Origin of the sequence: Pseudomonas mercuritolerans (genome assembly GCF_025706525.1) — a bacterium.
Classification (GTDB): domain Bacteria; phylum Pseudomonadota; class Gammaproteobacteria; order Pseudomonadales; family Pseudomonadaceae; genus Aquipseudomonas; species Aquipseudomonas mercuritolerans.
The window spans coordinates 95653-121972 of record NZ_JAMSHA010000002.1 but is presented as its reverse complement, the minus strand read 5'-3'; the positions used below and the strand labels follow the sequence as shown (position 1 = coordinate 121972).

At 61.3% G+C, this 26320-nt stretch carries 23 protein-coding genes; 11 read left to right on the top strand and 12 right to left on the bottom strand.

Features of this window, described 5'->3' with window-relative positions; translation table 11 throughout:
- Positions 1-2: 2 nt before the first annotated feature.
- From ND528_RS05300 to fdhA, 5 genes are all read left to right on the top strand, one after another.
- On the top strand, positions 3-332 hold the full coding sequence (locus ND528_RS05300; protein WP_016772830.1) for a sarcosine oxidase subunit delta: 330 nt from the start codon (positions 3-5) through the stop codon (positions 330-332).
- Positions 329-3346, top strand: coding sequence for a sarcosine oxidase subunit alpha (locus tag ND528_RS05295; RefSeq protein ID WP_263469854.1), 3018 nt, complete (start codon positions 329-331; stop codon positions 3344-3346). The genes ND528_RS05300 and ND528_RS05295 overlap by 4 nt, the downstream gene beginning before the upstream one ends.
- A 142-nt stretch (positions 3347-3488) precedes the next feature.
- Entirely contained in the window at positions 3489-4127 is a 639-nt protein-coding gene (locus ND528_RS05290; RefSeq protein WP_263469853.1) for a sarcosine oxidase subunit gamma, read from the top strand.
- 219 nt (positions 4128-4346) lie between these two features.
- Positions 4347-5204: a formyltetrahydrofolate deformylase gene (purU, locus tag ND528_RS05285; RefSeq protein WP_137214254.1), complete on the top strand. Its 858-nt coding sequence runs from the start codon at positions 4347-4349 to the stop codon at positions 5202-5204.
- Between the two features lie 154 nt (positions 5205-5358).
- Positions 5359-6558, top strand: coding sequence for a formaldehyde dehydrogenase, glutathione-independent (gene fdhA / locus ND528_RS05280; protein WP_016772834.1), 1200 nt, complete (start codon positions 5359-5361; stop codon positions 6556-6558).
- A 57-nt stretch (positions 6559-6615) separates the two neighbouring features.
- On the opposite strand, the gene ND528_RS05275 is transcribed toward fdhA, so the two are convergent.
- Complete coding sequence (locus ND528_RS05275; protein WP_130909680.1) at positions 6616-6828, bottom strand: cold-shock protein; 213 nt, start codon at positions 6826-6828, stop codon at positions 6616-6618.
- A 35-nt stretch (positions 6829-6863) separates the two neighbouring features.
- Positions 6864-7118: a hypothetical protein gene (locus tag ND528_RS05270; protein WP_263469852.1), complete on the bottom strand. Its 255-nt coding sequence runs from the start codon at positions 7116-7118 to the stop codon at positions 6864-6866.
- A 222-nt stretch (positions 7119-7340) separates the two neighbouring features.
- Between ND528_RS05270 and ND528_RS05265 the strand changes: the two genes are divergently transcribed.
- A complete protein-coding gene (locus tag ND528_RS05265) occupies positions 7341-7898 on the top strand; it encodes a DUF2780 domain-containing protein (protein ID WP_130909676.1) in 558 nt (185 codons plus the stop codon).
- Position 7899: 1 nt separating this feature from the next.
- Here the strand turns inward: ND528_RS05265 and ND528_RS05260 are convergent, their stop codons facing one another.
- Entirely contained in the window at positions 7900-8787 is an 888-nt protein-coding gene (locus ND528_RS05260) for an acyltransferase (protein ID WP_263469851.1), read from the bottom strand.
- 258 nt (positions 8788-9045) lie between these two features.
- Between ND528_RS05260 and rloA2 the strand changes: the two genes are divergently transcribed.
- The 4 genes from rloA2 (at position 9046) to creD (ending at position 13220) form a co-directional block, all read left to right on the top strand.
- Entirely contained in the window at positions 9046-9552 is a 507-nt protein-coding gene (rloA2, locus tag ND528_RS05255) for a retropepsin-like aspartic peptidase RloA2 (protein ID WP_016772839.1), read from the top strand.
- A 69-nt stretch (positions 9553-9621) separates the two neighbouring features.
- The gene (gene creB, locus ND528_RS05250) at positions 9622-10302 is read left to right on the top strand and encodes a two-component system response regulator CreB (RefSeq protein ID WP_024014583.1); all 681 of its coding nucleotides are present in this window, start codon (positions 9622-9624) and stop codon (positions 10300-10302) included.
- Positions 10302-11720, top strand: a complete 1419-nt coding sequence (gene creC / locus ND528_RS05245; protein WP_263469850.1) for a two-component system sensor histidine kinase CreC — start codon at positions 10302-10304, stop codon at positions 11718-11720. The genes creB and creC overlap by 1 nt, the downstream gene beginning before the upstream one ends.
- Before the next feature lie 132 nt (positions 11721-11852).
- Positions 11853-13220: a cell envelope integrity protein CreD gene (gene creD / locus ND528_RS05240; protein ID WP_263469849.1), complete on the top strand. Its 1368-nt coding sequence runs from the start codon at positions 11853-11855 to the stop codon at positions 13218-13220.
- A gap of 181 nt (positions 13221-13401) precedes the next feature.
- Here creD and ND528_RS05235 read toward each other — a convergent pair whose 3' ends face one another.
- The 8 genes from ND528_RS05235 to ND528_RS05200 form a co-directional block, all read right to left on the bottom strand.
- A complete protein-coding gene (locus ND528_RS05235) occupies positions 13402-14031 on the bottom strand; it encodes a glutathione S-transferase (RefSeq protein WP_130911795.1) in 630 nt (209 codons plus the stop codon).
- A gap of 162 nt (positions 14032-14193) precedes the next feature.
- Positions 14194-14373, bottom strand: a complete 180-nt coding sequence (locus ND528_RS05230) for a hypothetical protein (protein WP_263469848.1) — start codon at positions 14371-14373, stop codon at positions 14194-14196.
- Positions 14370-15500: a PepSY-associated TM helix domain-containing protein gene (locus tag ND528_RS05225; RefSeq protein WP_263469847.1), complete on the bottom strand. Its 1131-nt coding sequence runs from the start codon at positions 15498-15500 to the stop codon at positions 14370-14372. Before ND528_RS05225 ends, ND528_RS05230 begins: the two co-directional genes overlap by 4 nt.
- 74 nt (positions 15501-15574) lie before the next feature.
- Positions 15575-18001 carry a TonB-dependent siderophore receptor gene (locus ND528_RS05220; RefSeq protein ID WP_263469846.1) on the bottom strand — a complete coding sequence of 809 codons (2427 nt, stop codon included), beginning with the start codon at positions 17999-18001 and terminating at the stop codon, positions 15575-15577.
- Positions 18002-18204: 203 nt separating this feature from the next.
- Complete coding sequence (locus ND528_RS05215; protein WP_263469845.1) at positions 18205-19179, bottom strand: FecR domain-containing protein; 975 nt, start codon at positions 19177-19179, stop codon at positions 18205-18207.
- Positions 19176-19652, bottom strand: a complete 477-nt coding sequence (locus tag ND528_RS05210; RefSeq protein WP_263470091.1) for an RNA polymerase sigma factor — start codon at positions 19650-19652, stop codon at positions 19176-19178. Before ND528_RS05210 ends, ND528_RS05215 begins: the two co-directional genes overlap by 4 nt.
- Positions 19653-20010: 358 nt before the next feature.
- Positions 20011-20718 carry a 3'-5' exonuclease gene (locus tag ND528_RS05205; protein ID WP_263469844.1) on the bottom strand — a complete coding sequence of 236 codons (708 nt, stop codon included), beginning with the start codon at positions 20716-20718 and terminating at the stop codon, positions 20011-20013.
- On the bottom strand, positions 20715-22649 hold the full coding sequence (locus ND528_RS05200) for a DUF294 nucleotidyltransferase-like domain-containing protein (RefSeq protein ID WP_330221308.1): 1935 nt from the start codon (positions 22647-22649) through the stop codon (positions 20715-20717). Before ND528_RS05200 ends, ND528_RS05205 begins: the two co-directional genes overlap by 4 nt.
- Positions 22650-22904: 255 nt before the next feature.
- Between ND528_RS05200 and ND528_RS05195 the strand changes: the two genes are divergently transcribed.
- Entirely contained in the window at positions 22905-23351 is a 447-nt protein-coding gene (locus ND528_RS05195) for a response regulator (protein ID WP_016772851.1), read from the top strand.
- A gap of 264 nt (positions 23352-23615) precedes the next feature.
- On the opposite strand, the gene ND528_RS05190 is transcribed toward ND528_RS05195, so the two are convergent.
- Positions 23616-25793, bottom strand: coding sequence for a malate synthase G (locus ND528_RS05190; RefSeq protein ID WP_263469842.1), 2178 nt, complete (start codon positions 25791-25793; stop codon positions 23616-23618).
- Positions 25794-26320 lie beyond the last annotated feature (527 nt).

Here is a 26320-nt window from a genome sequence, read left to right as displayed (position 1 = left end):
CCATGTTGCATATCTTCTGTCCTCACTGCGGCGAACTGCGCTCTGAAGAGGAATTCCACGCATCCGGTCAGGCGCACATCCCGCGTCCGCTGGATCCGAACGCCTGCACCGATGAAGAGTGGGGCGACTACATGTTCTTCCGCGATAACCCGCGCGGTCTGCATCACGAGCTGTGGGACCACGTTGCCGGTTGCCGCCAGTACTTCAACGTCACTCGCGATACCGTGACCTACGAGATTCTCGAGAGCTACAAGATCGGCGAGAAGCCGCAATTCACCGACAAGGCTGGCACTGCGAAAACAGCCACGACGGCGCTGGGAGAGAAGGTATGAGCCAGACCAATCGCCTGTCCAACGGTGGACGGATCGACCGCAACAAAGTGCTGAGCTTCACCTTCAACGGCCAGACCTACAAAGGCTACGAAGGCGACTCGCTGGCCGCCGCCCTGATTGCCAACGGCGTCGACATCATCGGCCGCAGCTTCAAGTATTCGCGTCCTCGCGGCATCTTCGCCGCCGGTTCCGAAGAGCCGAACGCGGTGCTGCAGATCGGTGCTACCGAAGCTACGCAGATTCCCAACGTGCGCGCCACGCAACAGGCGTTGTATCAGGGCCTGGTCGCCACCAGTACCAACGGCTGGCCGAGCGTCAACAACGACATGATGGGGATTCTCGGCAAGGTCGGCGGCAAGCTGATGCCGCCGGGTTTCTACTACAAAACCTTCATGTACCCGCAATCGTTCTGGATGACTTACGAGAAGTACATCCGCAAGGCTGCCGGCCTTGGCCGCTCGCCGACCGAGAACGATCCGGACACCTACGACTACATGAACCAGCACTGCGACGTGCTGATCGTCGGTGCCGGCCCGGCCGGTCTCGCCGCTGCCCTGGCCGCTGCGCGCAGCGGTGCCCGCGTGATTCTGGCCGATGAGCAGGAAGAGTTCGGCGGCAGCCTGCTCGACTCGCGCGAAAGCCTCGACGGCAAACCGGCGATGGAATGGGTCGCCAGTGTCATCGCTGAATTGAAGAACACCCCGGACGTGCTGTTGTTGCCGCGCGCCACGGTCAATGGTTACCACGACCACAACTTCCTGACCATTCACGAACGCCTCACCGATCACCTCGGTGACCGCGCGCCGATCGGTCAGGTGCGGCAGCGCATCCACCGGGTCCGCGCCAAGCGCGTGGTGCTGGCGACCGGCGCCCACGAGCGTCCGCTGGTCTACGGCAACAACGATGTGCCGGGCAACATGCTCGCTGGCGCGGTGTCGACTTACGTGCGTCGTTATGGCGTAGCGCCGGGCAAAAAACTGGTGCTGTCGACCAACAACGATCACGCCTATCGTGTCGCTCTGGATTGGCTCGATGCCAGTCTGCAAGTCGTCGCCATCGCTGACGCCCGCAGCAATCCGCGCGGTGCATTGGTCGAAGAAGCGCGCGCCAAAGGCATTCGCATCCTCACCGGCAGCGCGGTCATTGAAGTGCGTGGCAGCAAGCGTGTCAGCGCTGCCCGCGTCGCTGCGATTGACGTCAAAGCACACGCTGTGACTAGCCCAGGCGAGTGGCTCGACTGCGACCTGGTTGCCAGTTCCGGCGGCTACAGCCCAGTGGTTCACTTGGCGTCGCACTTGGGCGGCAAACCGGTCTGGCGTGAAGACATTCTCGGTTTCGTACCGGGCGAAGCGCCGCAGAAACGTGTGTGCGTCGGTGGCATCAATGGCGTCTACGCGCTCGGCGATTCGCTGGCCGACGGTTTCGAAGGTGGCGTGCGCGCTGCTGCTGAAGCCGGTTTCCAGACCGTTGAAGGCGTGTTGCCGAAAGCCTTGAGCCGTCTCGAAGAGCCGACTCTGGCGCTGTTCCAGGTGCCGCACGAGAAGAACTCGGCGCGAGCACCGAAGCAATTCGTCGACTTCCAGAACGACGTCACCGCCGGTGGCATCGAACTGGCGACCCGCGAAGGTTTCGAGTCGGTCGAGCACGTCAAACGCTACACCGCGCTGGGCTTCGGCACCGATCAGGGCAAGCTCGGCAACGTCAACGGTCTGGCCATTGCCGCCCGTTCGCTGAACGTGACCATCCCGCAGATGGGCACCACCATGTTCCGTCCGAACTACACGCCGGTGACCTTCGGCGCCGTGGCCGGCCGGCATTGCGGGCACATCTTCGAACCGGTGCGCTACACCGCACTGCACGCCTGGCACGTGAAGAACGGCGCCGAGTTTGAAGATGTCGGTCAGTGGAAGCGTCCCTGGTACTTCCCGAAAAACGGTGAAGACCTGCACGCGGCGGTCAAGCGCGAATGCAAAGCCGTGCGCGACAGCGTCGGCCTGCTCGATGCTTCGACCCTCGGCAAGATCGACATCCAAGGCCCGGATGCCCGCGAGTTCCTCAACCGCGTGTACACCAACGCCTGGACCAAGCTCGATGTGGGCAAGGCGCGCTACGGTCTGATGTGCAAGGAAGACGGCATGGTCTTCGACGACGGGGTGACCGCGTGTCTGGCCGACAACCATTTCGTCATGACCACCACCACCGGCGGCGCCGCGCGCGTACTGCAGTGGCTGGAGCTGTACCACCAGACCGAATGGCCGGAGCTGAAGGTGTACTTCACGTCGGTCACCGACCACTGGGCGACCATGACCCTGTCCGGGCCGAACAGCCGCAAGCTGCTCAGCGCCGTGACCGACATCGATCTGAGCAACGAAGCGTTCCCGTTCATGACCTGGAAAGAAGGTCTGGTCGGCGATGTGCCGGCGCGGGTGTTCCGTATCTCGTTCACCGGTGAGCTGTCGTACGAAGTCAACGTGCAGGCCGATTATGCGATGGGCGTGCTGGAGAAAATCGTCGAGGCCGGCAAGCAGTACAACCTGACGCCGTACGGCACCGAAACCATGCACGTGCTGCGGGCCGAGAAGGGCTTCATCATCGTCGGCCAGGACACCGACGGCTCGATGACCCCGGATGACCTGAACATGGGCTGGTGTGTGGGTCGCACCAAACCGTTCTCGTGGATCGGCCAGCGCGGCATGAACCGCGAAGATTGCGTGAAAGACCAGCGCAAACAACTGGTGGGCCTCAAGCCGATCGATCCGACCAAGTGGCTGCCGGAAGGTGCGCAGCTGGTGTTCAACACCAAGCAGGCGATCCCGATGACCATGGTCGGCCACGTGACCTCCAGCTACGCGCACAACTCCCTCGGTTATTCGTTTGCCATGGGTGTGGTCAAGGGCGGTCTCAAGCGCATGGGCGAGCGGGTGTTCGCACCGCTGGCCGATGGCAGCGTGATCGAAGCGGAGATCGTGTCTTCGGTGTTCTTCGATCCGAAGGGTGATCGCCAGAACATCTGACAACCTCGGGAGCGGTGGGCGGGCGGCTATTCGCGAGCAGGCTCGCTCCCACATTCGATCGCGTTCCCCTGTGGGAGCGAGCCTGCTCGCGAAGGCGGCGGCACAGCAACCACAGGAACCAACAGAATTCAGAAGGTGCTTTATGACCACAGCCAATGTTTACCAGCAACGCCCGACCACCGGCGCCCGTGCCGAGTCGTCGCTGCACCATGCCGACCTCGCCAGCCTGGTCGGCAAGGGCCGCAAGAACGCCGGCGTGATCGTGCGGGAAAAGAAACTCCTCGGCCACCTGACCATTCGTGGCGATGGCCACGATGCAGCCTTCGCGGCCGGTGTGCACAAAGCGTTGGGCATTGAATTGCCCGGCGCGCTGAGCGTGATCGTCAAAGGCGAAACCAGCCTGCAATGGATGGGCCCGGACGAGTGGCTGCTGATCGTGCCAAGCGGCGAAGAATTCGCCGCCGAGCAGAAACTGCGTGAAGCGCTGGGCGATCTGCACATCGCCATCGCCATCGTCAACGTCAGCGGCGGCCAGCAGATTCTCGAACTGAGCGGGCCGAACGTGCGTCAGGTGCTGATGAAGTCCACCAGCTATGACGTGCACCCGAACAACTTTCCGGTCGGTAAAGCGGTGGGCACGGTGTTCGCCAAGTCGCAGCTGATGATTCGCCATACCGCCGAAGACACTTGGGAGCTGCTGATCCGTCGCAGCTTCTCGGATTACTGGTGGTTGTGGTTGCAGGATGCTTCGGCCGAGTACGGGTTGAGCGTTCAGGCCTGAAAAAGATCAAGAGCCACCCCCTCACCCCAGCCCTCTCCCCCAGGGGGGAGAGGGGGGAAAGGGAGCAGATTTGTGTGTTTTTCGAGCCTGAGTTCGCCGCGATATTTCAGGTCGGCGTAGCTCGAAAGAACACCTCGGTCAGTCCCCTCTCCCTCTGGGAGAGGGCTAGGGTGAGGGAAAAACCTGACACCCCGCACAACGAACAGGAGTCACCGCACCATGAGCCGCGCCCCAGACACATGGATTCTGACCGCCGACTGCCCCAGCGTCCTCGGCACGGTGGACGCGGTCACGCGTTTTCTGTTCGAGCAGGGCTGTTATGTCACCGAGCACCACTCGTTCGATGACCGCCTCTCGGGGCGCTTCTTCATCCGCGTGGAATTCCGTCAGCCTGATGGTTTCGACGAACAATCTTTCCGCGCAGGTTTGGCCGAGCGCGGAGCGGCGTTCGGCATGCTCTTCGAGCTGACCGCGCCGAACTACCGGCCGAAAGTGGTGATCATGGTGTCCAAGGCCGATCACTGCCTCAACGACTTGCTCTATCGCCAGCGCATCGGCCAGTTGTCGATGGACGTGGCGGCGGTGGTGTCCAACCATCCGGATCTCAAGCCGTTGGCCGACTGGCACCAGATTCCCTACTACCATTTCCCTCTCGACCCCAATGACAAACCGGCGCAGGAGCGTCAGGTCTGGCAGGTGATTGAAGAGGCCGGTGCCGAATTGGTGATCCTCGCCCGCTACATGCAGGTGCTGTCGCCGGAGCTGTGCCGCAAGCTCGACGGCAAGGCGATCAACATTCATCACTCGCTGTTGCCGGGCTTCAAGGGCGCCAAGCCTTATCACCAGGCCTACAACAAAGGCGTGAAACTGGTGGGCGCGACGGCGCATTACATCAACAACGATCTCGATGAAGGGCCGATCATCGCCCAGGGCGTCGAGGCGGTGGATCACAGTCATTACCCCGAGGACCTGATTGCCAAGGGGCGCGATATCGAAGGCCTGACGCTGGCGCGGGCGGTTGGGTATCACATCGAAAGACGAGTTTTTTTGAACGCCAACAGAACCGTCGTTCTCTAGATCGCCAAAAGATCGCAGCCTTCGGCAGCTCCTACAGGGGGATGCGATCCATGTAGGAGCTGCCGAAGGCTGCGATCTTTTGATTTACCGAGCACTCAACGCGCTGCCCAACCCGGGCAACGCGGTTCCATAAAAACAACAGCGAGGTGAAAGCATGTCTGGCAATCGTGGTGTGGTGTATCTCGGCGCTGGCAAGGTCGAAGTACAGAAAATCGACTATCCGAAAATGCAAGACCCGCGCGGTCGCAAGATCGAGCACGGGGTCATTCTCAAAGTGGTTTCCACCAACATCTGCGGCTCCGACCAGCACATGGTGCGCGGCCGGACCACGGCGCAGACCGGTCTGGTACTGGGCCACGAGATCACCGGCGAGGTGATCGAAAAGGGCTCCGACGTCGAAAACCTGAAGATCGGCGATCTGGTCTCCGTTCCGTTCAACGTAGCTTGCGGGCGCTGCCGTTCCTGCAAGGAGCAACACACCGGCGTCTGCCTGACCGTCAACCCGGCCCGTGCCGGCGGCGCATACGGTTACGTCGACATGGGCGACTGGACCGGTGGCCAGGCTGAATACGTGCTGGTGCCGTACGCCGACTTCAACCTGCTGAAACTGCCGGATCGCGACAAGGCCATGGAGAAAATCCGCGACCTGACCTGCCTCTCCGACATCCTCCCGACCGGTTACCACGGCGCCGTCACTGCCGGCGTTGGCCCGGGCAGCTCCGTGTACATCGCCGGCGCCGGTCCGGTCGGTCTGGCCGCTGCCGCTTCCGCACGTTTGCTTGGTGCTGCGGTGGTGATTGTCGGCGACGTCAATACCATCCGCCTGGCCCACGCCAAGGCCCAGGGTTTTGAGGTCGTCGACCTGTCCAAGGACACCCCGCTGCACGAACAGATCGCTGCACTGCTGGGCGAGCCGGAAGTGGACTGCGCGGTGGACTGCGTTGGCTTTGAAGCACGCGGCCACGGCCACGACGGCGTCAAGGCCGAAGCCCCGGCCACGGTGCTCAACTCACTGATGGGTGTAGTGCGCGTTGCCGGCAAGATCGGTATCCCGGGCCTGTACGTCACCGAAGATCCGGGCGCCGTCGACGCCGCCGCAAAAATGGGCAGCCTGAGCATCCGCTTCGGCCTGGGCTGGGCCAAATCCCACAGCTTCCACACCGGCCAGACTCCAGTCATGAAGTACAACCGCCAGTTGATGCAGGCGATCATGTGGGATCGCATCAACATCGCTGAAGTGGTCGGCGTGCAAGTGATCAGCCTCGATCAGGCGCCGGAAGGTTACGGCGAGTTCGACGCCGGCGTGCCGAAGAAGTTTGTGATTGATCCGCACAAGTTGTTCAGTGCGGCGTAAGTGTTAGCGCAACGCAAAACGGCGACCTCAGGGTCGCCGATTTTTTTTGGTTATGGTTCATTCAACGCGGACTTGAGCTGCTTGCAAGCCTTTCTGTCCCTTCTCGGCCACGAATGAAACTGACTGTCCTTCTTTGAGCGATTTGAATCCATCGGATTCAATTGCCTTGAAATGGACGAAGAGGTCAGCACCGCCATCAGCAGGGGTAATAAATCCAAAGCCTTTATCGTCGTTAAACCACTTTACGGTACCGCTTGTTCTGTTTGACATATCCATGCTTCCTGTTTGCTTTTCAAAACCAAGGATCACGACCAGGATTTACTGTTCCTTCTGTCGCGAACCAGTCGAACATTGATTGCGTATTGCTGCCCTGTATCGCTTTTTATCACTTCATAACTGACCCTTCGTCCGGCCTTGATTTCTCCAATGATGGGATCGTTCGGATCAACGCAAAAGATGATTGCTGAGGGTTGCGCAATCACTTCCTTTGCAGCGCCCTTGGACGGTCTCTTCACCGGCGCGATGATCGAGTCGTCGCGGTCTGACAATCGCTTCTCCATCGCAGCACCTCCCTCAGAATGATCCGCGGCAAACTTGTCTCGAATTCAAATCTAAACAACTCGAATAGAGCTGATAACTGTTAGGTTTGACAGTTTTTAGAAACGTTTTGGAATAGCCTGAATATCAATTTGGAATGACCGGAACATGCCACCGGATCCCCGGTCAAACCGGCAGTTTCGTCGCCGTGTCCGGTGGCAGCTTTTCCCCAAGAGGATGTCTGAATGAAGATTTCACGCGGTTTTGCCCTGGCATCGCTCCTGACCCTGGCCGCCGGGCCGGTGTTTGCCGGGTTCAGTCTGAATGACGTGGCCGGCGTGGTGTCGGGGATGCAGGGTGGTGACAAGGCGGCCGCTGCGGCGCCGACCTCGGAAACCGCTGGTTTGTTGAGTGCTCTGAGTGCGCTGGACGTCACGCCGGAGCAGGCCGTTGGCGGCACCAGCGCGATGCTCGGGTTGGCGAAGAATCAGTTGAGCAGCACCGACTATTCGCAACTGGCCAAGGAAGTGCCGGGCATCGACAAATTGTCCGGTGGCAGCGGCAATTTGGCGGCGCTCGGGGCGTTGCTCGGTTCGTCCGGCAAGTCCGCTGGCCTGGAAAATGCGCTGGGCAACGTCAAGGACAGCAACGACCTGAACAACGCGTTCAGCGCGCTGGGCATGGACAGCGGCATGATCGGGCAGTTTGCCCCGGTGCTGCTGCAATACCTCGGTCAGCAGGGCGTCGGCGGTTCGCTGTTGAGCAGCCTGGGCAGCATCTGGGGTGTCGGCAGCGGCACTTGAGTCAGCGGCGCTCGTTGCGCAGCTCGACGATGCGTTGATCCTTCTCGGTCCAGAGCTGGTTGACCCAGTTCTGGACGTGTTGGCGAAAGGCCGGATCTTTCTCGTAATCGCCCTGCCACAGCGTCGGGTCGAGTTCGCGGGTCCTGATGTCGATGATCACTCGCGGCACGTTGCCGCTGATCAGGTCCCAGAAGCCCGGGATTTTTTCCTGCGGATACACCACCGTCACATCAAGCATCGCGTCGAGCTGTTCACCCATCGCTGCCAGCACGAACGCCACGCCGCCGGCCTTGGGTTTGAGCAAGTGGCTGAACGGTGAATCCTGCTGGGTGCTTTTCGCCAGGGTGTAGCGGGTGCCCTCCAGATAGTTCACCACCGTCACCGGCTGCCGTTTGAACAGCTCGCACGCCGCTTTGGTGATTTCGAGATCCTTGCCCGCCAGCTCGGGGTTCTTTGCCAGAAAGGCTTTGGTGTAGCGCTTCATGAACGGGTAATCCAGCGCCCACCACGCCAAGCCGAGGAACGGCACCCAGATCAGCTCTTTCTTCAGAAAGAACTTGAAGAACGGCGTGCGCCGGTTGAGGGTCTGGATCAGCGCCGGAATGTCGACCCACGATTGATGGTTGCTGACCACCAGATAGGACGTGTCGCGGCGCAGATCGTCGCCGCCGCGTATGTCCCATTGCGTCGGGATGCACAGCCGGAAGATCAGCTTGTCGATCTCGGCCCAGGTCTCGGCAATCCACATTACCGCACCTGATGCGTGGTCACGCCAGCGCCCGGGTGCAACCAGTTTGAGCAGGGCAAACACCATCAATGGCCCGATCAGGATCAAGGTGTTGAGCAACAGCAGCAGGGTGACGAAACAGCCGGTGAGCAGGCGGCGCATAAGCAACTCTATGAAGTGGCAGGGGCGAGCCATGATAAGCAGCTTCGCGCAGCAGGCCAAATCGGTGCTGACGAATGTTTCACTTCAGTCCCGTTAACCTGATCGTTCCCACGCTCTGCGTGGTAACGCCGCCCGGGACGCTCCGCGTCCCCTGTGACGCAGAGCGTCACTGGATGCATTCCCACGCAGAGCGTGGGAACGATCAACCGCGCGACGGTCTAAAATCCCGTTGCCCAACCTCCCAAGGAAGCCCCTTACGTGAAATCCCTCCTTGCTCTGTTTGCCCTTGTCGCGCTGCCGGTCATGGCCGCCGAGCCGACGCTGTACGGTCGTTACGAATACATCGCACTGCCGGAAATCGGCGGCGAAGTGCTCAAGGCCAAGATGGACACCGGTGCGCTGACCGCCTCGCTGTCGGCCAAGGACATCGAGACCTTCACCCGCGACGGCGAAGACTGGGTACGTTTCCGCCTCGCCACCAAGGACGCCAGCAACAAGGTTTTCGAGCACAAGGTCGCGCGCATCAGCAAGATCAAAAGCCGTTCCGACGAGGACGATGAAGAGCGCGACAGCAGCGATGTCGCCAAGCGTCCGGTGGTCGATCTGGAACTTTGCCTGGGCAACGTCAAGCGCACCGTCGAGGTCAACCTGACCGACCGCAGCCACTTCAACTATCCGCTGCTGATCGGCGCCAAGGCCTTGCGCGAGTTCGGCGCGGCGGTCAATCCGGCGCGGCGTTACACCGCCGACAAGCCTGACTGCTAAGTGGTCTGATTGACGTAATCCCGGGCTTGGGGCACCGTTCGCGCACTAACTGCCACGGGCTCGGACGCCATGCCGCACATCCTGATTGTCGAAGACGAAGCGGCGATTGCCGACACATTGATTTTTGCCTTGCAGGGCGAGGGGTTCAGCACCACGTGGCTGAACCTTGGCGCGGCGGCGCTGGAGCATCAGCGGCAAACCCCGGCCGACCTGATCATTCTCGATATCGGTCTGCCGGACATCAGTGGCTTCGAAACCTGCAAGCAATTGCGGCGCTTCACGGAAGTGCCGGTGCTGTTTCTCAGCGCCCGCGACGCCGAGATCGACCGCGTGGTGGGCCTTGAGATCGGTGCCGACGATTACGTGGTCAAGCCGTTCAGCCCGCGTGAAGTGGCGGCGCGGGTCAAGGCCATCCTCAAACGCATGGCGCCGCGCGCAACCCTGGAAGCAGGCTCAACGCTGTTTCGCATCGATGCTGAACGCGTGCAGATCAGCTATCGCGGCCAGCCGCTGAGCCTGACCCGCCATGAATTCCGCTTGTTGCAATGCCTGCTCGAACAACCTGAGCGGGTGTTCAGCCGCGAGCAATTGCTCGATGCGCTGGGCGTAGCGGCCGACGCCGGTTACGAGCGCAGCATCGACAGCCACATCAAAAGCCTGCGCGCCAAGTTGCGCCTGGTACGTGCCGAGGCCGAGCCGATCCAGACCCATCGCGGCCTCGGTTACAGCTACAGCCCGGGGCACAGCTGATGTCGCTGGGGCTGCGGATCTTTCTTGTGTACGTGCTGTTTGTCGGCCTGACCGGTTATTTCGTCCTCAACACGGTGATGGAAGAAATTCGCCCCGGCGTGCGCCAGTCCACCGAAGAGACGCTGGTGGACACCGCCAACCTGATGGCAGAAATCCTGCGCGACGATTTCAAGGCCGGCACCCTCAGCGAGAACCGCTGGCCGCAATTGCTCCGCGCCTATGGCGAGCGGCAGCCGCAAGCGACCATCTGGGGCTTGCCGAAAAACCAGGTCAACCACCGCATCTACGTCACCGACGCCAAGGGCATCGTCGTGCTCGACTCAAGCGGCGTCGCGGTCGGCCAGGATTATTCGCGCTGGAACGACGTCTACCTGACCCTGCGCGGCGAGTACGGCGCGCGCTCCAGCCGCAGCGATCCTGATGATCCGAGCTCTTCAGTGATGCACGTCGGCGCGCCGATCCGCGACAACGGCAAGATCATCGGCGTGGTCACCGTGGCCAAGCCCAACAGTTCGTTGCAACCCTACGTCGATCGCACCGAGCGGCGTTTGCTGTTTTACGGTGCGGGATTGATCGGCCTCGGTCTGCTCTTCGGCGCCTTGCTCTCATGGTGGCTGAGTCGTGCGCTGCATCGCTTGACCGGTTATGCCCAGGCGGTGAGCGAAGGCCGGCGCGTGGAAGTGCCGCATTATCGCGGCGGCGAACTGGAGCAACTGGCCACGGCGGTCGAGCAAATGCGCACCCAGCTCGAAGGCAAGGCCTACGTCGAGCGCTACGTGCACACCCTGACCCATGAATTGAAAAGTCCGCTGGCGGCGATCCGGGGCGCGGCGGAGTTGCTGCAAAGTGATATGCCACCGATCCAGCGTTTGCGTTTTGTCAGCAACATCGACAGCGAAAGCGCGCGGATGCAGCAGTTGATCGAGCGCCTGCTCAACCTGGCGCAAGTCGAGCAGCGCCAAGGGCTGGAAGAACGGGTGGCAGTGCCGCTGGCGCTGTTGGTCGCAGAACTGCTCCAGGCGCAGGCCGCGCGGATCGAGGGCAAACAACTGCGCGTCGAGCAAGCGATCGGTGAGGAGTTGCTGCTGATTGGCGAGCCGTTTCTGCTGCGTCAGGCGTTGGGAAATCTGCTGGAAAATGCACTGGATTTCACCCCGACGCAGGGCCTTTTGCGCTTTAGTGCCGAGCGGGTTGGCGAGCACGTCGAGTTCCGCCTGTTCAACCAGACCACGCCGATTCCCGATTACGCCTTGCCACGCCTGACCGAACGCTTCTACTCGTTGCCGCGCCCGGACAGCGGACGCAAGAGCACCGGGCTGGGGCTGAACTTCGTTGAAGAAGTGGTCAAGTTGCATGGCGGGGTGATGCGCATTAGCAATGTCGAGGGCGGGGTTGAGGTGGTATTGCGCTTGCCTTGAAACCGAGTCGCGACCTTCGCGAGCAGGCTCGCTCCCACAGGGGAATGCATTCTCCACACAATCTCCATATTCCCCGCACATTCCCTCCACACCGCATCGCCAGACTCCCCCCATCCAAACAGGGAGAGTCCCATGAACAAGAATCTGACCATCAAACTCGGCGCGATCGCCTTGCTGATCCTGCTGTTGCTGATCCCTTTGCTAATGATCGACGGCATCATCGATGAGCGTCAGCAACTGCGCGACGGTGTGCTCGAAGACATCGCGCGCAGCTCCAGTTACAGCCAGCAGCTGACCGGACCGGTGATGGTGGTGCCGTATCGCAAGGTGGTGCGCACCTGGAAGACCAACGAGAAAACCAACAAGCGCTACGAAGAAGTCAGTGAAGCGCGCGGGCGTCTGTACTTTCTGCCGGAGCGTTTTGAACTCGACGGCCAGGTGCAAACCGAACTGCGCAAACGCGGCATTTACGAGGCGCGACTGTTCCACGCCGACAACCGCATCGATGGGCATTTTTCCCTGCCGGCGCAGTTGGGCATCAAGGAAAACTTTGCCGATTACCAATTCGACGCGCCGTTCCTCGCCGTGGGTATCAGCGATATTCGTGGCATCGAAAACGCGCTGAAACTCGAGCTCGGCGGCCAGCAACTGGACTTTGTGCCCGGCAGCGAAGTGGCCTGGATCGGTGAGGGCGTACACGTAACCCTGCCGGCGCTCGACGCCAGCAAAGCCACGCAACTGACGTTTGGTTTCGACCTGCGCCTGCAAGGCACCGGCTCGCTGCGTGTGGTGCCGGTGGGCAAGACCAGCAGTGTCAGCCTCGCCGCCAACTGGCCGCACCCCAGCTTCGTCGGCAACTTCCTGCCGGCCAAGCGCGAGATCAATGATCAGGGTTTCAGCGCCGACTGGCAGACCTCGTTTTTCTCCACCAACCTGCAAGAGGCGATGGAGCGCTGCGTCGCTGGCGACTGTGACGCACTCAACGGCCGCAGCTTCGGCGTCAGCTTCATCGATCCGGTGGATCAGTACCTCAAGAGCGACCGGGCGATCAAATACGCGCTGCTGTTCATCGTCCTGACCTTCGCCGGTTTCTTCCTCTTCGAAGTGCTCAAGAGCCTGGCGGTGCACCCGGTGCAATATGCCTTGGTCGGTGTCGCGCTGGCGATCTTTTACCTGCTGCTGTTGTCGCTGTCCGAACACATCGGTTTTGCGCTGGCGTATCTGTTGTCGGCGAGTGGCTGCGTGTTGCTGATCGGCTTCTATGTCAGCCACGTCCTGCGCAGCGCGCGGCATGGCTTGAGTTTTTCGGCCGGGCTGGCGGCGCTGTATGGCTTGCTGTACGGCTTGCTCAGCGCCGAGGATTACGCGCTGCTGATGGGCTCGCTGATGCTGTTCGGTCTGCTCGGGGTGTTCATGGTGCTCACGCGCAAACTGGACTGGTACGGAATTGGTTTGAAGTCCGCCAAGCCGCTGGAGTTTGACGTGGAGGCGATGCAATGAGCGGGTGGCTTGGGTTACGCGAGGAACAGCGTGAAGCGGAGGTTTTGGTGACGCTGCTTATTGCGTCACTACCTCCGAAACCGAGTTGGTGCATTCGCGAGCAAGCTCGCTCCCACATTGGAATGTGGTCAACTGTGGGAGCGAGCCTGCTCGCGAAGAGGCCGGAACAGGCAGCCCAGATCTAAGGCTTGGGCATCGTCGCCACCATGGACGGTCGCTGACTCACTTCAAAATACCAATTGCCCAGTTGTGGATTGGCTGCACGCCAGTCCATGTCCGGGAAGCGCAGGTCCAGATAGCCCAGCGCGCAGGCCACGCTGATCGCCGCGACATCGAAGTGACTGGTCAGCTCGGCAATCGCTTCGTTCTCAAGCACGGCGAGGGCGCGGCGGATCTTGTCGCGCTGGGCGTCGAGCCACTCGTCCCAGTGTTTTTCCACCGGGCGCAGAACGGTTTCATAACGCACCATCACCGAGGCATCCATGATCCCGTCAGCCATCGACGCCAGCGTCAGGCGCCGCCAGCGCGCCGCACCTTCACGGGGGATCAACGGATTGCCGACGTGCTGCTGGTCGAGGTACTCAAGGATGACGCGGCTGTCATGGATGACATTGCCATCGGCCAGGCGCAGGGCGGGGATCTTGCTCAACGGGTTGTCGGCGATCAGCGCCGGGTTCGGGCTGACCGGGCTGAGCACACAGTCCTGCAGCGCGACACGATCCTGCTGACCGGTTTCGTGCAGCAGCACCATGACCTTGCGGACGAAGGGCGACAGAGTGTTGTGGTACAGGGTCATGCTGGGGGCGGACATGGCAAGGTCTCGATCAGGACAATGATCGGGCAGCATAGCCTGCTCGCGTCCGGCGCAGAACCCATGTGGGAGCGAGCCTGCTCGCGAAGGCGTCGTGACAGTCGACTTTGACGTTGAGTGTCCGGGCGCTTTCGCGAGCAGGCTCGCTCCCACAAGGGTTTTTCAGCTTCGCGGCAGAAAACCTCTTATGGCCAGAAATGCCGGAACGCCGAGGCCGACCCAGCTCAAGGCATCCCAGATGCCATCCCCCAGCAGCGCCGCAAACAGCCCCGCCGCACTGAGCAGGGCGATCACGATCGGTGTGCTGTAGACTTTCCAGAAACTCGACTGACGCGGCTTCATGCCGAGGCCTCCGCCGTTTCCAGAACAGGCTTGGCCGCCCTGCGCCGCACTACCCAAAGATAAACGCCACTGGCCAACACAATGATTGTCAGCACATCCAGCGTCGCCCAGAGAATCTTCATTGGCATGCCGCCGTAGTCACCAAAGTGCAGCGGCTGCGACATGCCCATGGCGTCCATGTACCACGGCCGTTCCGCCACGGCGGTGACTTGCAGTGTCGTGGCATCGATCAGCACCGGCGTCAGCAGATGCGAGGTCAGGTGCGTGCCGCCTTTCATGAACACCGAGTAATGGTGCTCGCTGGAAAAGCGCGTGCCGGGGAAGGCGATGAAATCCGGCTTCATCCCCGGTGCGACTTCCTCGGCGATGTCGAGCAGCCGCGTGGCCGGCGCCAGTTGGGTCAGCGGCGGCGCATCGCGATACGGCGCGATCAGCGTGGTCAACGCGTCGTTGCGCCAAGCAGCGATGAGCAGGTCGGCGCAGGCGCTGATCACCCCGGTCACGCCCACCACCAGGCACCAGGTCAGGGTGACGACGCCAATCAGGTTGTGCAGATCGAGCCAGCGCAGCCGCGTGGATTTGTCCTGGCGCACAGTGCCGAATTTCAAGCGGCGCATGAACGGCAGGTACAGCACCGTGCCGGAGACGATCGCCACGACAAACAACAGGCCCATGAACGCCAGCAGCAGCTTGCCCGGCAGCCCGGCGAACATGTCGACATGCAGGCGCAGGATGAACAGCATCAAGCCACCGTTGGCCGAAGGGGTTTCCAGCGCTTCGCCAGTACGCGCATCGAGCATGAAGGTGTGCGAAGAATTCGGCTCGGTATCGGCAGTCCTGGCCATGATCGCGAACGCCGCGTTCGGCTCTTCGTCGTCATAGCCGAAGTACTGCATGACTTCGCCCGGGCGATGTTTCTGCGCGGCATCCACCAGTTGCTGCAGGTTGAGTTGCGGCGTGTCGGCCGGCATCTCACGCAGCTCCGGGGCGTTGCCCAGCGCGTGATCAATCTCGTGGCTGAAAATCAGCGGCAGACCGGTCAGCGCCAGCATCAGCAGAAACACGGTACAGATCAGGCTGGTCCAGGTGTGGATGAACGACCAGCGGCGGATGGTTTTACTTTTCATTGCATGACCTTCAAAAACACCAAAGCCGCCCGGTACGGACGGCCTGGGAACAGGGCCTGTTTCAGCTCACTGGCTTACCACTTGTAAGTGGCGCTGGCGACGACACTGCGCTGGTCGCCGTAGTAGCAGTAGAAGCTGTCGCAGGTGGAAATGTAGTCCTTGTCGAACAGGTTGGTCGCGTTCACCGCCAGCGACGCACCTTTGAGGCTGTTGTCCAGACGGCCCAGATCATAATGCACGCTGGCGTCGAACACGGTGTAGGCGTCAGCCTTGCCCAGCCAGGTGTTGGCCTTGTCGCCGTAGGTGTTGCCGGTGTAGCGCACGCCGGCACCGATACCGAAACCGTCGAGCACGCCGGCGTGCCATGTGTAGTCGGTCCACAGCGAGGCTTGTTGGTTGGGCATCAGTTGCAGACGATTGCCCTTGTCGACGCCTTTCTGCACTTCGGACTTGGCCAGGGTGTAGGCGGCGATGACTTTGAGGTTGTCGGTCACATCCGACACCGCTTCGAGCTCGAGGCCTTTGACCTTCACTTCGCCGGTCTGGCTGGTCACCGAGACGTTGTTGACGAAGGTATTCACCGCGACGTTCTTCTGGGTCAGGTCATACACGGCGGCGGTCAGCAGGGTCTTGCTGCCCGGAGGCTGGTATTTGATGCCCAGTTCCCACTGCTTGCCTTCGGTTGGCTTGAGCGAGCCGGTCGAAGTGGCATCGGCGCCGGTGGTCGGCTGGAAGGATTCGGCGTAGGACAGGTACGGCACGAAGCCGTTATCGAAGACGTAGCTGAGCGCCGCGTTGCCGCTGAATTTCTTGTCACGCTGGGTGTTGGTCGCATCGCCCTTGTTGAAGAATTCAGTGCTGGTGTGCACCCAGTCTTCACGGCCGCCGAGGGTCAGGCGCCACTGGTCGAGGGCCATTTGGTCCTGCACGTAGAGACCGGTCTGGTAGGTCTTCTGGTTGTAGTCGTAAAACGCGGTGGAGCGTGCTGGACGTACGATCGGCTGGCCGTAGATCGGGTTGATGACGTTGGTTTGCAGACCATCGCCAAAGATCGAGGTGTAGTTGGTGTTGCTGCGCTGGTGATCCAGACCCAGCAGCAAGGTGTGGCGAACCTCACCGGTGGCGAAGTCGGCCTGGAAGTTGTTGTCCACGGCAAACTGGCTGATGTCTTCGTCGACGCTGGTGCTGGTGCGGCCGACGTTGCCCTCTGCATCCACGGTGGTAAACGGGTAGGAACCGGGTGTCAGCGACTGGAACGACAGGTCCGACTTGGTGTAGCGCAGGTTCTGCTTGAACTGCCAGACATCGTTCAACCGATGTTCGAAGGCATAACCCAGCGCGTAGTAGGTGCGGTCGTAGTATTCCCAATCCGGATCGCCGAGATTCTTGTGATGGGAAATATCACCGAGCGGCGATTTGATCTTCGTGCCTTGGATCGGCAGAAACTGGCTGGTAATGCCGGTGTCGTCGCGGGTGAACTGGGTCAGCAGAGTGAGTTTGGTGTCGTCGTCGATGTTCCAGGTCAGGCTCGGCGCGATGTTGTAGCGCTTGTTGTCGACGTGGTCGACCTGGGTGCCGCTGTCGCGCACCACGCCGCTGAGGCCATAGAGAAACTGCCCGGCGTCATCGATCTTGCCGGTGCTGGCGAAGTTGATCTGGCGGTGGTTGTCGCTGCCGTATTGCAGCTGGATTTCGCTGCTGGCTTCAGCGCTCGGGCGGCGGCTGACCATGTCGAGCAAACCGCCCGGCGGGGTCTGGCCGTACACCGACGAAGCCGGGCCACGCAGCAGGGCGAGGCGGTCGAGGTTCCAGGTTTCCTGTTTCGGGTTGGCGTACACGCCTTTGGGCAGCGGCAGGCCATCGAGGAACTGGGTCGGTTCGAAACCGCGTACGCGCAACCAGTCGGCACGGGTGTCGCTGCCGTAGCTGCTGGCGGTGATACCCGGCATGTAGCGCACGGCGTCATCGAGGCTGTGCACGCTGCGGTCGTCCATCTGCTGGCGGGTCGCCACCGAAATCGATCGCGGTGCTTCGACCAGCGCGGTGTCGGTCTTGGTGCCGGCGGCGGTGCGGGTCGCGGTGTAGCCTTCGACCGGGCCCCAGGCGCTTTCGAAGTTTTCCACACCGATGACCGAAGTTTCCGGCAGGGCCAGCGTGCCTTCCGGCACGGCCACCAGGGTGTAGGTGCCGGCGCTGCTCTGTTCCAGCTGCAGACCGGTGCCGCGCAAGGCCGCGCGCAGGGCGCCGGCGGCGTCGTACTGGCCGTCGACCGGCGCTGAGGTCTTGCCGGCGGCCAGCGCAGGATTGAGCGACAGGGCGAGGCCGCCCTGGCTGGCGATCTGGTTCAGGGTGGTCGACAGCGGCGCCGCCGGCAGGTTGTAGGCGCGCACGCTGGAAGCTTGCTCAGCGGCGAGCAACGGGCTGCTGATCAGCGGCGTGCCGAAAGCGATGGCAAAAGCCAGCAGACTGGGGCGCAACAAGGTGTCTGGCGAACGGGACATACGGCGGCTCCTGAATGGAAATATTTCTCAATTGCCTGTGTGCCGGACGAGATTGGAAAAGTGATAGGGCTGGGTGGAAATTCTTTTTGCAGGAAATGGTTGTGCGGCTGATGGCGCCTTCGCGAGCAGGCTCGCTCCCACAGGTGATCGCATGCCAGTGTGGGAGCGAGCCTGCTCGCGAAGGCGGTTTTCCTGCTGGCGCATTATTCAGGCTTGATATCAGCCTTCGCCACGGTGACCCAATACGGCGTATGCCGCTCGATCTGCACCGGCAAGGTCGGCAGCAAAGCGCTCAGGGCCTTGTCGGTGTCATGCAACGGAAAGCTGCCGGTAATGCGCAGATCGGCCACTTCCGGCGCCACGCCCAGATGCCCGCGACGATAGCGCCCGAGCTCATGCACCAGATCGCCCAGCCGTGCGTTGTCCACCACCAGCATGCCGCGCGTCCAGGCATCGGCGCCGGGGGCGAGGGCGGCAATCGAGCCCAGCCCGTCACTGCGCAACAGCACCTGCTGGCCTTCGCGCAGAACCAGTTCTTGCGGGTTGGCCTGGGCATGGGCCGCGACCGCCGACTGCAACACGCTCAGGCGTGTGCCATCGTCCTCGCGCTTGACCAGAAACCGCGTGCCCAGCGCACGCATGCTGCCTTCGCGAGTTTCGACGATAAACGGCCGCGCATCGCCATGCCCGGTCTCGACGAGGATTTCGCCTTCCTGCAACACGATCAAGCGGCGCTTGTCATCGAAGCGCACGTCGACCGCGCTGTGGGTATTGAGATTGAGCAGAGTGCCGTCGGACAGGCGCACGGTGCGCTGTTCGCCGGTGGCGGTACGCTGATCGGCGAGCCAGTAATCCAGCGGCAGGTAGCGCTCGCTGACAAACAGCCCGAGCCCGATGAGCACCACGACACTGGCCAGCCCACTACCGAGCTTGCACACGCGCCGGCGAATGCCTTCGCGCGATTGCAGCAACGCACTTCGGGCCGGGCCCTTGGCGACGCTGAAACGCTGATCGAGCATGCCCAACTGGCGCCAGGCGCGGGCGTGTTCTTCATGGGCCGCATGCCACTTGGCGAACTCCTCGCGTTCCAGCGCGGTGCTCGAATCGAGGGTCAATTGCCAGGCAATCGCCGCGTCCAGCACATGCGCCGGCACCGGGCGCGAACTGGCCGCGGTCATGTCGGCTCACCGTACAGGGCGATGTAGCACTGGCGCAGGCCTTGGGCCAAGTACTGCCGCACGCGCGGCACCGAGACGCCGAGTTTGCCGGCGATTTCGGCGTGGCTGAGGCCGTCGAGGCGGTTATACAGGAAGGCCGCACGAGCTTTGGTCGACAACTTGCCGAGCAGGCGATCGATGGCTTTGAGGTCGTCGAGGATCATTTGCTGTTCTTCCACCGAAGGCTGCTCGTCTTCGGGGATCAGCATCAGTTCGGTGAGGTAGGCCTGTTCCAGCGCGGCGCGGCGGAAGTAGTCGAACAACAGGCCTTTGGCGATCGCCACCAGAAACGCCCGAGGTTCGCGCGGTGTCAGCAGCTGGTCGCGGTTGAGCAGGCGCACGAACGTGTCCTGGCTCAGGTCCTCGGCACGCTGCGGACACGCCACATTGCGCCGCAACCACGCCAGCAGCCAACCGCGATGGTCGCGATACATCGCACCGACGAGCTCACTGTGGGGGTTGGGCACTGACGACACCGGACATCACCGATTGGGAAATGTTAACTAACGAGAATAGTTCGCGATTCTGGCAGAGGTGGGAATGGTTAGCAATTGGCCACTGGTCAGGTGATGAATCAAGGGCAGCCCCTCACCCTAGCCCTCTCCCGGAGGGAGAGGACTGATCGGGGGATATTCTGAAGGTACACCGACCTGAACGATTTTCAGCGATTCCTCAATCGACTCGGTCTTTCAGGTCGATATAAGGCTTCAGACACCACGATCGGCTCCCTCTCCCTCCGGGAGAGGGCTGGGCGGGCGGCGTTCCGATGAGGGGCTTTTGATCTGAATGATTCTAAAAGGACGGCGCCTGCTGCCTGCGCTTCCACTGATTCAACCGCTGCTGCAACTGCAACGGACTGTAAATCTGCTGCGCCCGCGCCCGGCTGAACAGAATCAACGCCAACTCCGCAGTGGCCAGCGCATCGGCACTCGCGTTATGCCGCTCGAACACTTCGAGCCGGAACCACTCGATCCACTCATCCAGCCCCGCCTCGCGGATCTGCGCCTGCGGACACAGAAACGGCGCGATGTCCGCCACATCCAGAAACACATGCTGCAGCTTATGCCCCAGATGTTCTTTCACTGCGCGCCCGAGCATGTGCTGATCGAACGGCGCATGAAACGCCAGCACCGGGCTTTCGCCGATGAACTCCAGCAACTCCAGCAACGCTTCCGCCGGGTCGCTGCCTGCGGCAATTGCACTAGGGCCGAGGCCATGAATCAGCACGCTGGGGCTGAGCTTCAATTCGCGGCATTGCAAGGTGCGTTCGAACTGCTGACGGAAATCGATCGCGCCGTCCTCGATCACCACCGCGCCGATCGACAGGACCCGATCCTTGCTCATATTCAGGCCGGTGGTTTCCAGGTCCAGCACCACCCAGCGCTGCTCGCGCAGGCTGCATTCGTTCAGCTCGGCAAGCGCCGGCAGCTTCGCCAGCCGCTGCTGCAAGTCCGCCGACACCACGGGGCTGGCCGGGCGCAGCCAGGAGAACAGGCTCATAGCTGATACCGCAAGGTCAGGCTGCTTTGCAGGCGCTGCGCCTGGCGCAGGGATTCGCGCAGGATGCGCCGGTCGAGATGATTGAGGCTGTCGGGATCGACGCGGTTGGAGTACGGCTGGTTCTCCCGGGTCTGCAGCTGATGCTGCTGCATCCGCGTTTGTTGAATGAAGTGATAGGCCTCTTCGTACGCCGCGCCGTCGAGTGGCTCGATGACCTCTTTATCGACCAGTTGGCGAAAGCGTTCGAGGGTGTTATTGACGTCGATGCCGTTGGCCAGCGCCAGCAAGCGGGCGCCGTCCACGAACGGCGTCAGGCCCTGGATTTTCAGATCCAGCGTGGCCTTCTCGCCGTTCTTGCGTGCCAGCACGAACTCACGGAAGCGCCCAACGGGAGGGCGATTGCGCAGCGCATTTTCGGCGAGCATGCGCTGGAACAGACGATTGTCAGCGACTTGATCGAGGATGCCCCGGCGCAATTGCTCGCAGCCTTGCTCATCGCCCCAGACCACACGCAGGTCGAAATAAATGCTCGAGCCCAGCAGGTTCTCCGGCGTGGCTTCGCGGATGAACGCGGCAAAGCGCCGCGCCCATTCGGCCCGCGACAGACACAGCTCGGGATTGCCGGCCATGATGTTGCCCTTGCACAGGGTGAAGCCGCACTGCGCCAGGCTGTGGTTGATCTGCTGGGCAATCGGCAGCAGCTTGCCGCGAATCTCTGCTGCGTGCGCCGCGTCGCGGGCATCGAACAGGATGCCGTTGTCCTGGTCGGTGTGCAGCGTCTGCTCGCGCCGGCCCTCGCTGCCGAAACACAGCCAGCTGAACGGCACGCCCGGGTCGCCTTTTTCCGCCAGGGTGAGTTCGATCACCCGGCACACCGTGTGATCGTTGAGCAGGGTGATGATGTGGGTGATCTGCGTCGACGACGCGCCGTGGGCGAGCATGCGCTCGACCAGTTGGCCGATCTCGCCGCGCAGGGTCACCAGTTGTTCGACCCGTTGCGCGCTGCGGATGGTCCGGGCGAGGTGGACCAGATCGACCCGTTGCAGGGAGAACAGATCACGCTCGGACACCACGCCGCACAAGCGCTGATCCTTGACCAGGCAGACGTGAGCAATGTGCCGCTCGGTCATGGCGATCGCCGCATCGAAGGCGCTGTGATCCGGCGACAGATAAAACGGTGATCGAGTCATGTGCTGTTCGATGGCGTCGCTGAAATCACCGACACCTTCGGCGACCACATGGCGCAAATCGCGCAGGGTGAAAATCCCCAGCGGCGCCTTGTGCTCATCCACCGCGACGATGCTGCCGACCTGTTGCTCGTGCATCAGCTTCACCGCTTCACGCAACGGCGTCTCGGCGCTGCAGGTCACCGGATGGCGCATCGCAAGTTCACCGAGACGAGTGTTCAACGAGTATTGGGTGCCGAGGGTCTCCACGGCTTTTTGTTGCACTTGCTGGTTGACCTGATCGAGCAGGCTGCTGACCCCACGCAAGGCGAAATCGCGGAAGGCGCTGGACAGGGCGAACAGTTTGATGAACGCCAGTTTGTTCAGTTGCAGGCAGAAGGTGTCTTCGCCCGCCAGGTGCTCGGTGCGTGTGGCGCGTTCACCGAGCAGCGCGGCCAGCGGAAAGCATTCGCCGGTGGTGATTTCGAAGGTGGTCTCGGTGCCGGGCTTGGTGATGTGCTGGCGTTCGCCGACCACCCGACCCTGTTTGACGATATGAAAGTGTTCCACCGGGCCGTCGGCCGGTTTGATGATGCTCTCGCCCTGGGCAAAAAAGCGCAGCTGACATTGCTCCACCAGATAGGCGAGGTGGGCGTGTTCCATCTGATTGAAGGGCGGGAAGCGCTGGAGGAATTGCAGGGTGCCCTGAATGTTCTGCAACACCGCGGTTTTCCCTGCCTGGGTGAAGGCGTCCGCTTTGCTCATAACCATTACCGCAGTCTTTTTCGAATTGTTGTTGTCGGATCGTTGCGACCATGGTCGGCCCCGGCGGGCAGGGTGCCCATTGGACGTAAGTCTAGGTTTTGCCACCATTGGCCGATTTTCGGAAATAACCTACGCAAAAGCTCGGAAAAGCTTGCGCTAGCCACTTGGAAAAAATTCCGACGAAGTGCACATTGAAGCGCTGTCCGGTGATGTCTGACGACTTGCCAGGGATTGTTTGAACATTTAGAGAGCGCCATGTCCGACCACGATATTTTGAGCGACGCCGAGCGGGAAGCGCTCAGCGCAGTGATGCTCGAACCTGATCTGCCGCCGCAGCGTGTCCTGATCGTCGACGACGACAAGGACGCCCGCGAGCTGTTGTCGGAGATTCTCGCGCTGGACGGCATTCGCTGCATGACCGCAGCCAGCGGTGAAACCGCGCTGAAAATGCTCGATGAAAAGCCTTCGATCGGCCTGGTGATTACCGACCTGCGCATGGGCAATGTCGATGGCCTGGAGCTGATTCGCCAGGTGCGTGAATCGGTACGGGCAGCGATGCCGATCATCATCGTCTCCGGCGATGCCGACGTGAAAGATGCGATCGAAGCGATGCACTTGAGCGTGGTGGATTTTCTGCTCAAGCCGATTGATACGGGCAAGTTGCTTGAGTTGGTGAAACACGAATTGGGCATCGAGCCCTAGAAGCCCCTCACCCTAACCCTCTCCCGGAGGGAGAGGGGACTGACCGCGGTGAATGTCAGAGGTACACCGACCTGAAATTCATGAGTCGAACTCATGAGTTGAAGCTTCCCCAATCTGCTCCCTTTCCCCTCTACCCCTTGGGGGAGAGGGCTGGGGTGAGGGGGATGGATCTCAAGCCCACCACAAGAATCCAATCCACCTCACAAACAAAAAAGGCCCCGATCTCTCGATCAGGGCCTTTTTCATTTCCAGCGTCAGCGCAAATTACAGACCATTCTTGGCCTTGAACTCGCGACGACGACGGTGCAGCACCGGCTCGGTGTAGCCATTCGGCTGCTTGGTGCCTTCGATCACCAGTTCGACCGCCGCCTGGAAGGCGATGTTGCTGTCGAAGTCCGGTGCCAGCGGGCGATACAGCGGGTCGTTGGCGTTCTGGCGGTCAACCACCGGCGCCATGCGCTTGAGGCTTTCCATCACTTGCTCTTGGCTGACGATACCGTGGCGCAGCCAGTTGGCGATGTGCTGGCTGGAGATGCGCAACGTCGCACGGTCTTCCATCAAGCCGACGTCGTTGATGTCCGGCACTTTCGAGCAGCCGACACCCTGGTCGATCCAGCGCACCACATAGCCAAGAATGCCCTGGGAATTGTTGTCCAGTTCGTTCTTGATCTGCTCAGGCGTCCAGCTTGGGTTCACTGCCAATGGAATGGTCAGGATGTCATCCACCGAGGCGCGCGCACGTTTGGCCAGTTCGGCCTGACGCGCAAACACGTCAACCTTGTGGTAGTGCAGCGCGTGCAGCGCAGCGGCGGTTGGAGAAGGGACCCAGGCAGTGTTGGCGCCGGCCAGTGGGTGGGCGATTTTCTGTTCGAGCATCGCCGCCATCAGGTCGGGCATGGCCCACATGCCTTTACCGATTTGCGCACGACCTTGCAGGCCGGTGCTCAGACCGATGTCGACGTTCCAGTTCTCGTAGGCGCCGATCCACTTCTCGGCCTTCATGTCAGCCTTGCGCACGACAGGGCCGGCCTCCATGGAGGTGTGGATTTCGTCACCGGTGCGGTCGAGGAAACCGGTGTTGATGAACACCACACGCTCGCTGGCCGCCTTGATGCAAGCCTTGAGGTTGACCGTGGTGCGGCGCTCCTCGTCCATGATCCCGACTTTGAGGGTGTTACGCGGCAAGCGCAGGACGTCTTCGATACGCCCGAACAACTCGTTGGTGAACGCCGCTTCTTCCGGGCCGTGCATTTTCGGTTTGACGATGTACACCGAACCGGTGCGGGTGTTGCGCCGCGAGGTGTTGCCGTTGAGGTTGTGCATTGCGGCCAGGCAAGTCACCAGACCATCGAGGATACCTTCCGGTACTTCGTTGCCTTGGCTGTCGAGGATCGCATCGATGGTCATCAGGTGGCCGACGTTGCGCACGAACAACAGCGAACGACCGTGCAGGGTCACTTCACCGCCGTTGGGCGCGGTGTAGGTGCGATCCGGGTTCATGGTGCGGGTGAAGGTCTGGCCGCCCTTGGACACGGATTCCGCGAGGTCGCCTTTCATCAGGCCGAGCCAGTTGCGGTAGATCACCACTTTGTCGTCGGCGTCAACGGCGGCCACGGAGTCTTCGCAGTCCATGATCGTGGTCAGCGCCGCTTCCATGAGGATGTCTTTGACGCCGGCGGCGTCGGTCTGGCCGACCGGAGTGCTGGCGTCGATCTGGATTTCGAAGTGCAGGCCGTTGTGCTTGAGCAGCACCGCGATCGGTGCGTTGGCGTCGCCCTGGAAACCGATCAACTGAGCGTCATCGCGCAGGCCACTGTTGCTGCCGCCCTTCAGAGTGACGACCAGTTTGCCTTCAGCGATTTTGTAGCCGGTCGAATCAACGTGGGAGCCAGCGGCCAGTGGTGCGGCTTCGTCGAGGAAAGCACGGGCGAAGGCGATGACTTTGTCGCCACGCACCTTGTTGTAGCCTTTGCCTTTTTCCGCACCGCCGTCTTCGCTGATCGCGTCGGTGCCGTAGAGAGCATCGTACAGCGAACCCCAGCGGGCGTTCGAGGCGTTGAGCGCGAATCGCGCATTCATCACCGGCACGACCAGTTGCGGGCCGGCAGTGCGGGCGATTTCATCGTCGACGTTTTGCGTCGTCGCCTGGAAATCAGCCGCTTCCGGCAGCAGATAACCGATCTCTTGCAGGAAAGCTTTGTAGGCCACGGCATCGTGCGCCTGGCCGGCATGCTGCTGATGCCAGGCATCGATGCGCGCCTGGAAGTCATCGCGTTTGGCGAGTAGGGCTTTGTTCTTCGGCGCCAGGTCGTGAATGACCTTGTCGGCACCTTCCCAGAATTGTTCGGCGGTGAGGCCGGTACCGGGAATGGCTTCGTTGTTCACGAAGTCGAACAGGACTTTGGCGACCTGCAGGCCACCGACTTGAACGTGTTCAGTCATTGCTTGCCTCACTCTGCTCAGCTATTTCGCTTTTCAGCTCGTCAATTTAACAATGAAGCTTCTGGCCATTTAAACCACAAACCTGCGGACCAGTACATGCCATTGCTGGCGGCTGGGCTAGGACCAATCAACGGCTTGGAGGCCTTGCTGACGGGGCTTTCAGGATTGCGAAGGGCCTTGGGCAGACATCGATCCAGCGTTATGTAGTGCGCGCTGCGGCATACTACATGATGAGTTGCGCTTGTGAAAATCAGACTAATTACGTCGTTCTGCGACCTCATGACGCATTGCGGTCACGTCGCGGAACGGGATGTTCTCAAAAAAGCATTGGATTGTTCCAGCTAAATATCGAAAGTTGTACACGATTTGTCTGTCGCGCAGATCCCCAGTGCTGCCATTCGCGAGCAGGCTCGCTCCCACATTTGGAATGCGACCCCTGTGGGAGCGAGCCTGCTCGCGAAGGGGCCAGTCGATTCAACACAAAATCAGCCCTTGCCTATACTTGCCCTTCGATAACAAAAGTCATG

Bases quoted from the DNA above. Each gene is read 5' to 3' on its own strand.
- ND528_RS05300 (WP_016772830.1), top strand. From the start codon at position 3: ATGTTGCATATCTTCTGTCCTCACTGCGGCGAACTGCGCTCTGAAGAG.
- ND528_RS05295 (WP_263469854.1), top strand. From the start codon at position 329: ATGAGCCAGACCAATCGCCTGTCCAACGGTGGACGGATCGACCGCAAC.
- ND528_RS05290 (WP_263469853.1), top strand. From the start codon at position 3,489: ATGACCACAGCCAATGTTTACCAGCAACGCCCGACCACCGGCGCCCGT.
- purU (WP_137214254.1), top strand. From the start codon at position 4,347: ATGAGCCGCGCCCCAGACACATGGATTCTGACCGCCGACTGCCCCAGC.
- fdhA (WP_016772834.1), top strand. From the start codon at position 5,359: ATGTCTGGCAATCGTGGTGTGGTGTATCTCGGCGCTGGCAAGGTCGAA.
- ND528_RS05275 (WP_130909680.1), bottom strand. From the start codon at position 6,828: ATGTCAAACAGAACAAGCGGTACCGTAAAGTGGTTTAACGACGATAAA.
- ND528_RS05270 (WP_263469852.1), bottom strand. From the start codon at position 7,118: ATGGAGAAGCGATTGTCAGACCGCGACGACTCGATCATCGCGCCGGTG.
- ND528_RS05265 (WP_130909676.1), top strand. From the start codon at position 7,341: ATGAAGATTTCACGCGGTTTTGCCCTGGCATCGCTCCTGACCCTGGCC.
- ND528_RS05260 (WP_263469851.1), bottom strand. From the start codon at position 8,787: ATGCGCCGCCTGCTCACCGGCTGTTTCGTCACCCTGCTGCTGTTGCTC.
- creB (WP_024014583.1), top strand. From the start codon at position 9,622: ATGCCGCACATCCTGATTGTCGAAGACGAAGCGGCGATTGCCGACACA.
- creC (WP_263469850.1), top strand. From the start codon at position 10,302: ATGTCGCTGGGGCTGCGGATCTTTCTTGTGTACGTGCTGTTTGTCGGC.
- creD (WP_263469849.1), top strand. From the start codon at position 11,853: ATGAACAAGAATCTGACCATCAAACTCGGCGCGATCGCCTTGCTGATC.
- ND528_RS05235 (WP_130911795.1), bottom strand. From the start codon at position 14,031: ATGTCCGCCCCCAGCATGACCCTGTACCACAACACTCTGTCGCCCTTC.
- ND528_RS05230 (WP_263469848.1), bottom strand. From the start codon at position 14,373: ATGAAGCCGCGTCAGTCGAGTTTCTGGAAAGTCTACAGCACACCGATC.
- ND528_RS05225 (WP_263469847.1), bottom strand. From the start codon at position 15,500: ATGAAAAGTAAAACCATCCGCCGCTGGTCGTTCATCCACACCTGGACC.
- ND528_RS05220 (WP_263469846.1), bottom strand. From the start codon at position 18,001: ATGTCCCGTTCGCCAGACACCTTGTTGCGCCCCAGTCTGCTGGCTTTT.
- ND528_RS05215 (WP_263469845.1), bottom strand. From the start codon at position 19,179: ATGACCGCGGCCAGTTCGCGCCCGGTGCCGGCGCATGTGCTGGACGCG.
- ND528_RS05210 (WP_263470091.1), bottom strand. From the start codon at position 19,652: ATGTATCGCGACCATCGCGGTTGGCTGCTGGCGTGGTTGCGGCGCAAT.
- ND528_RS05205 (WP_263469844.1), bottom strand. From the start codon at position 20,718: ATGAGCCTGTTCTCCTGGCTGCGCCCGGCCAGCCCCGTGGTGTCGGCG.
- ND528_RS05200 (WP_330221308.1), bottom strand. From the start codon at position 22,649: ATGAGCAAAGCGGACGCCTTCACCCAGGCAGGGAAAACCGCGGTGTTG.
- ND528_RS05195 (WP_016772851.1), top strand. From the start codon at position 22,905: ATGTCCGACCACGATATTTTGAGCGACGCCGAGCGGGAAGCGCTCAGC.
- ND528_RS05190 (WP_263469842.1), bottom strand. From the start codon at position 25,793: ATGACTGAACACGTTCAAGTCGGTGGCCTGCAGGTCGCCAAAGTCCTG.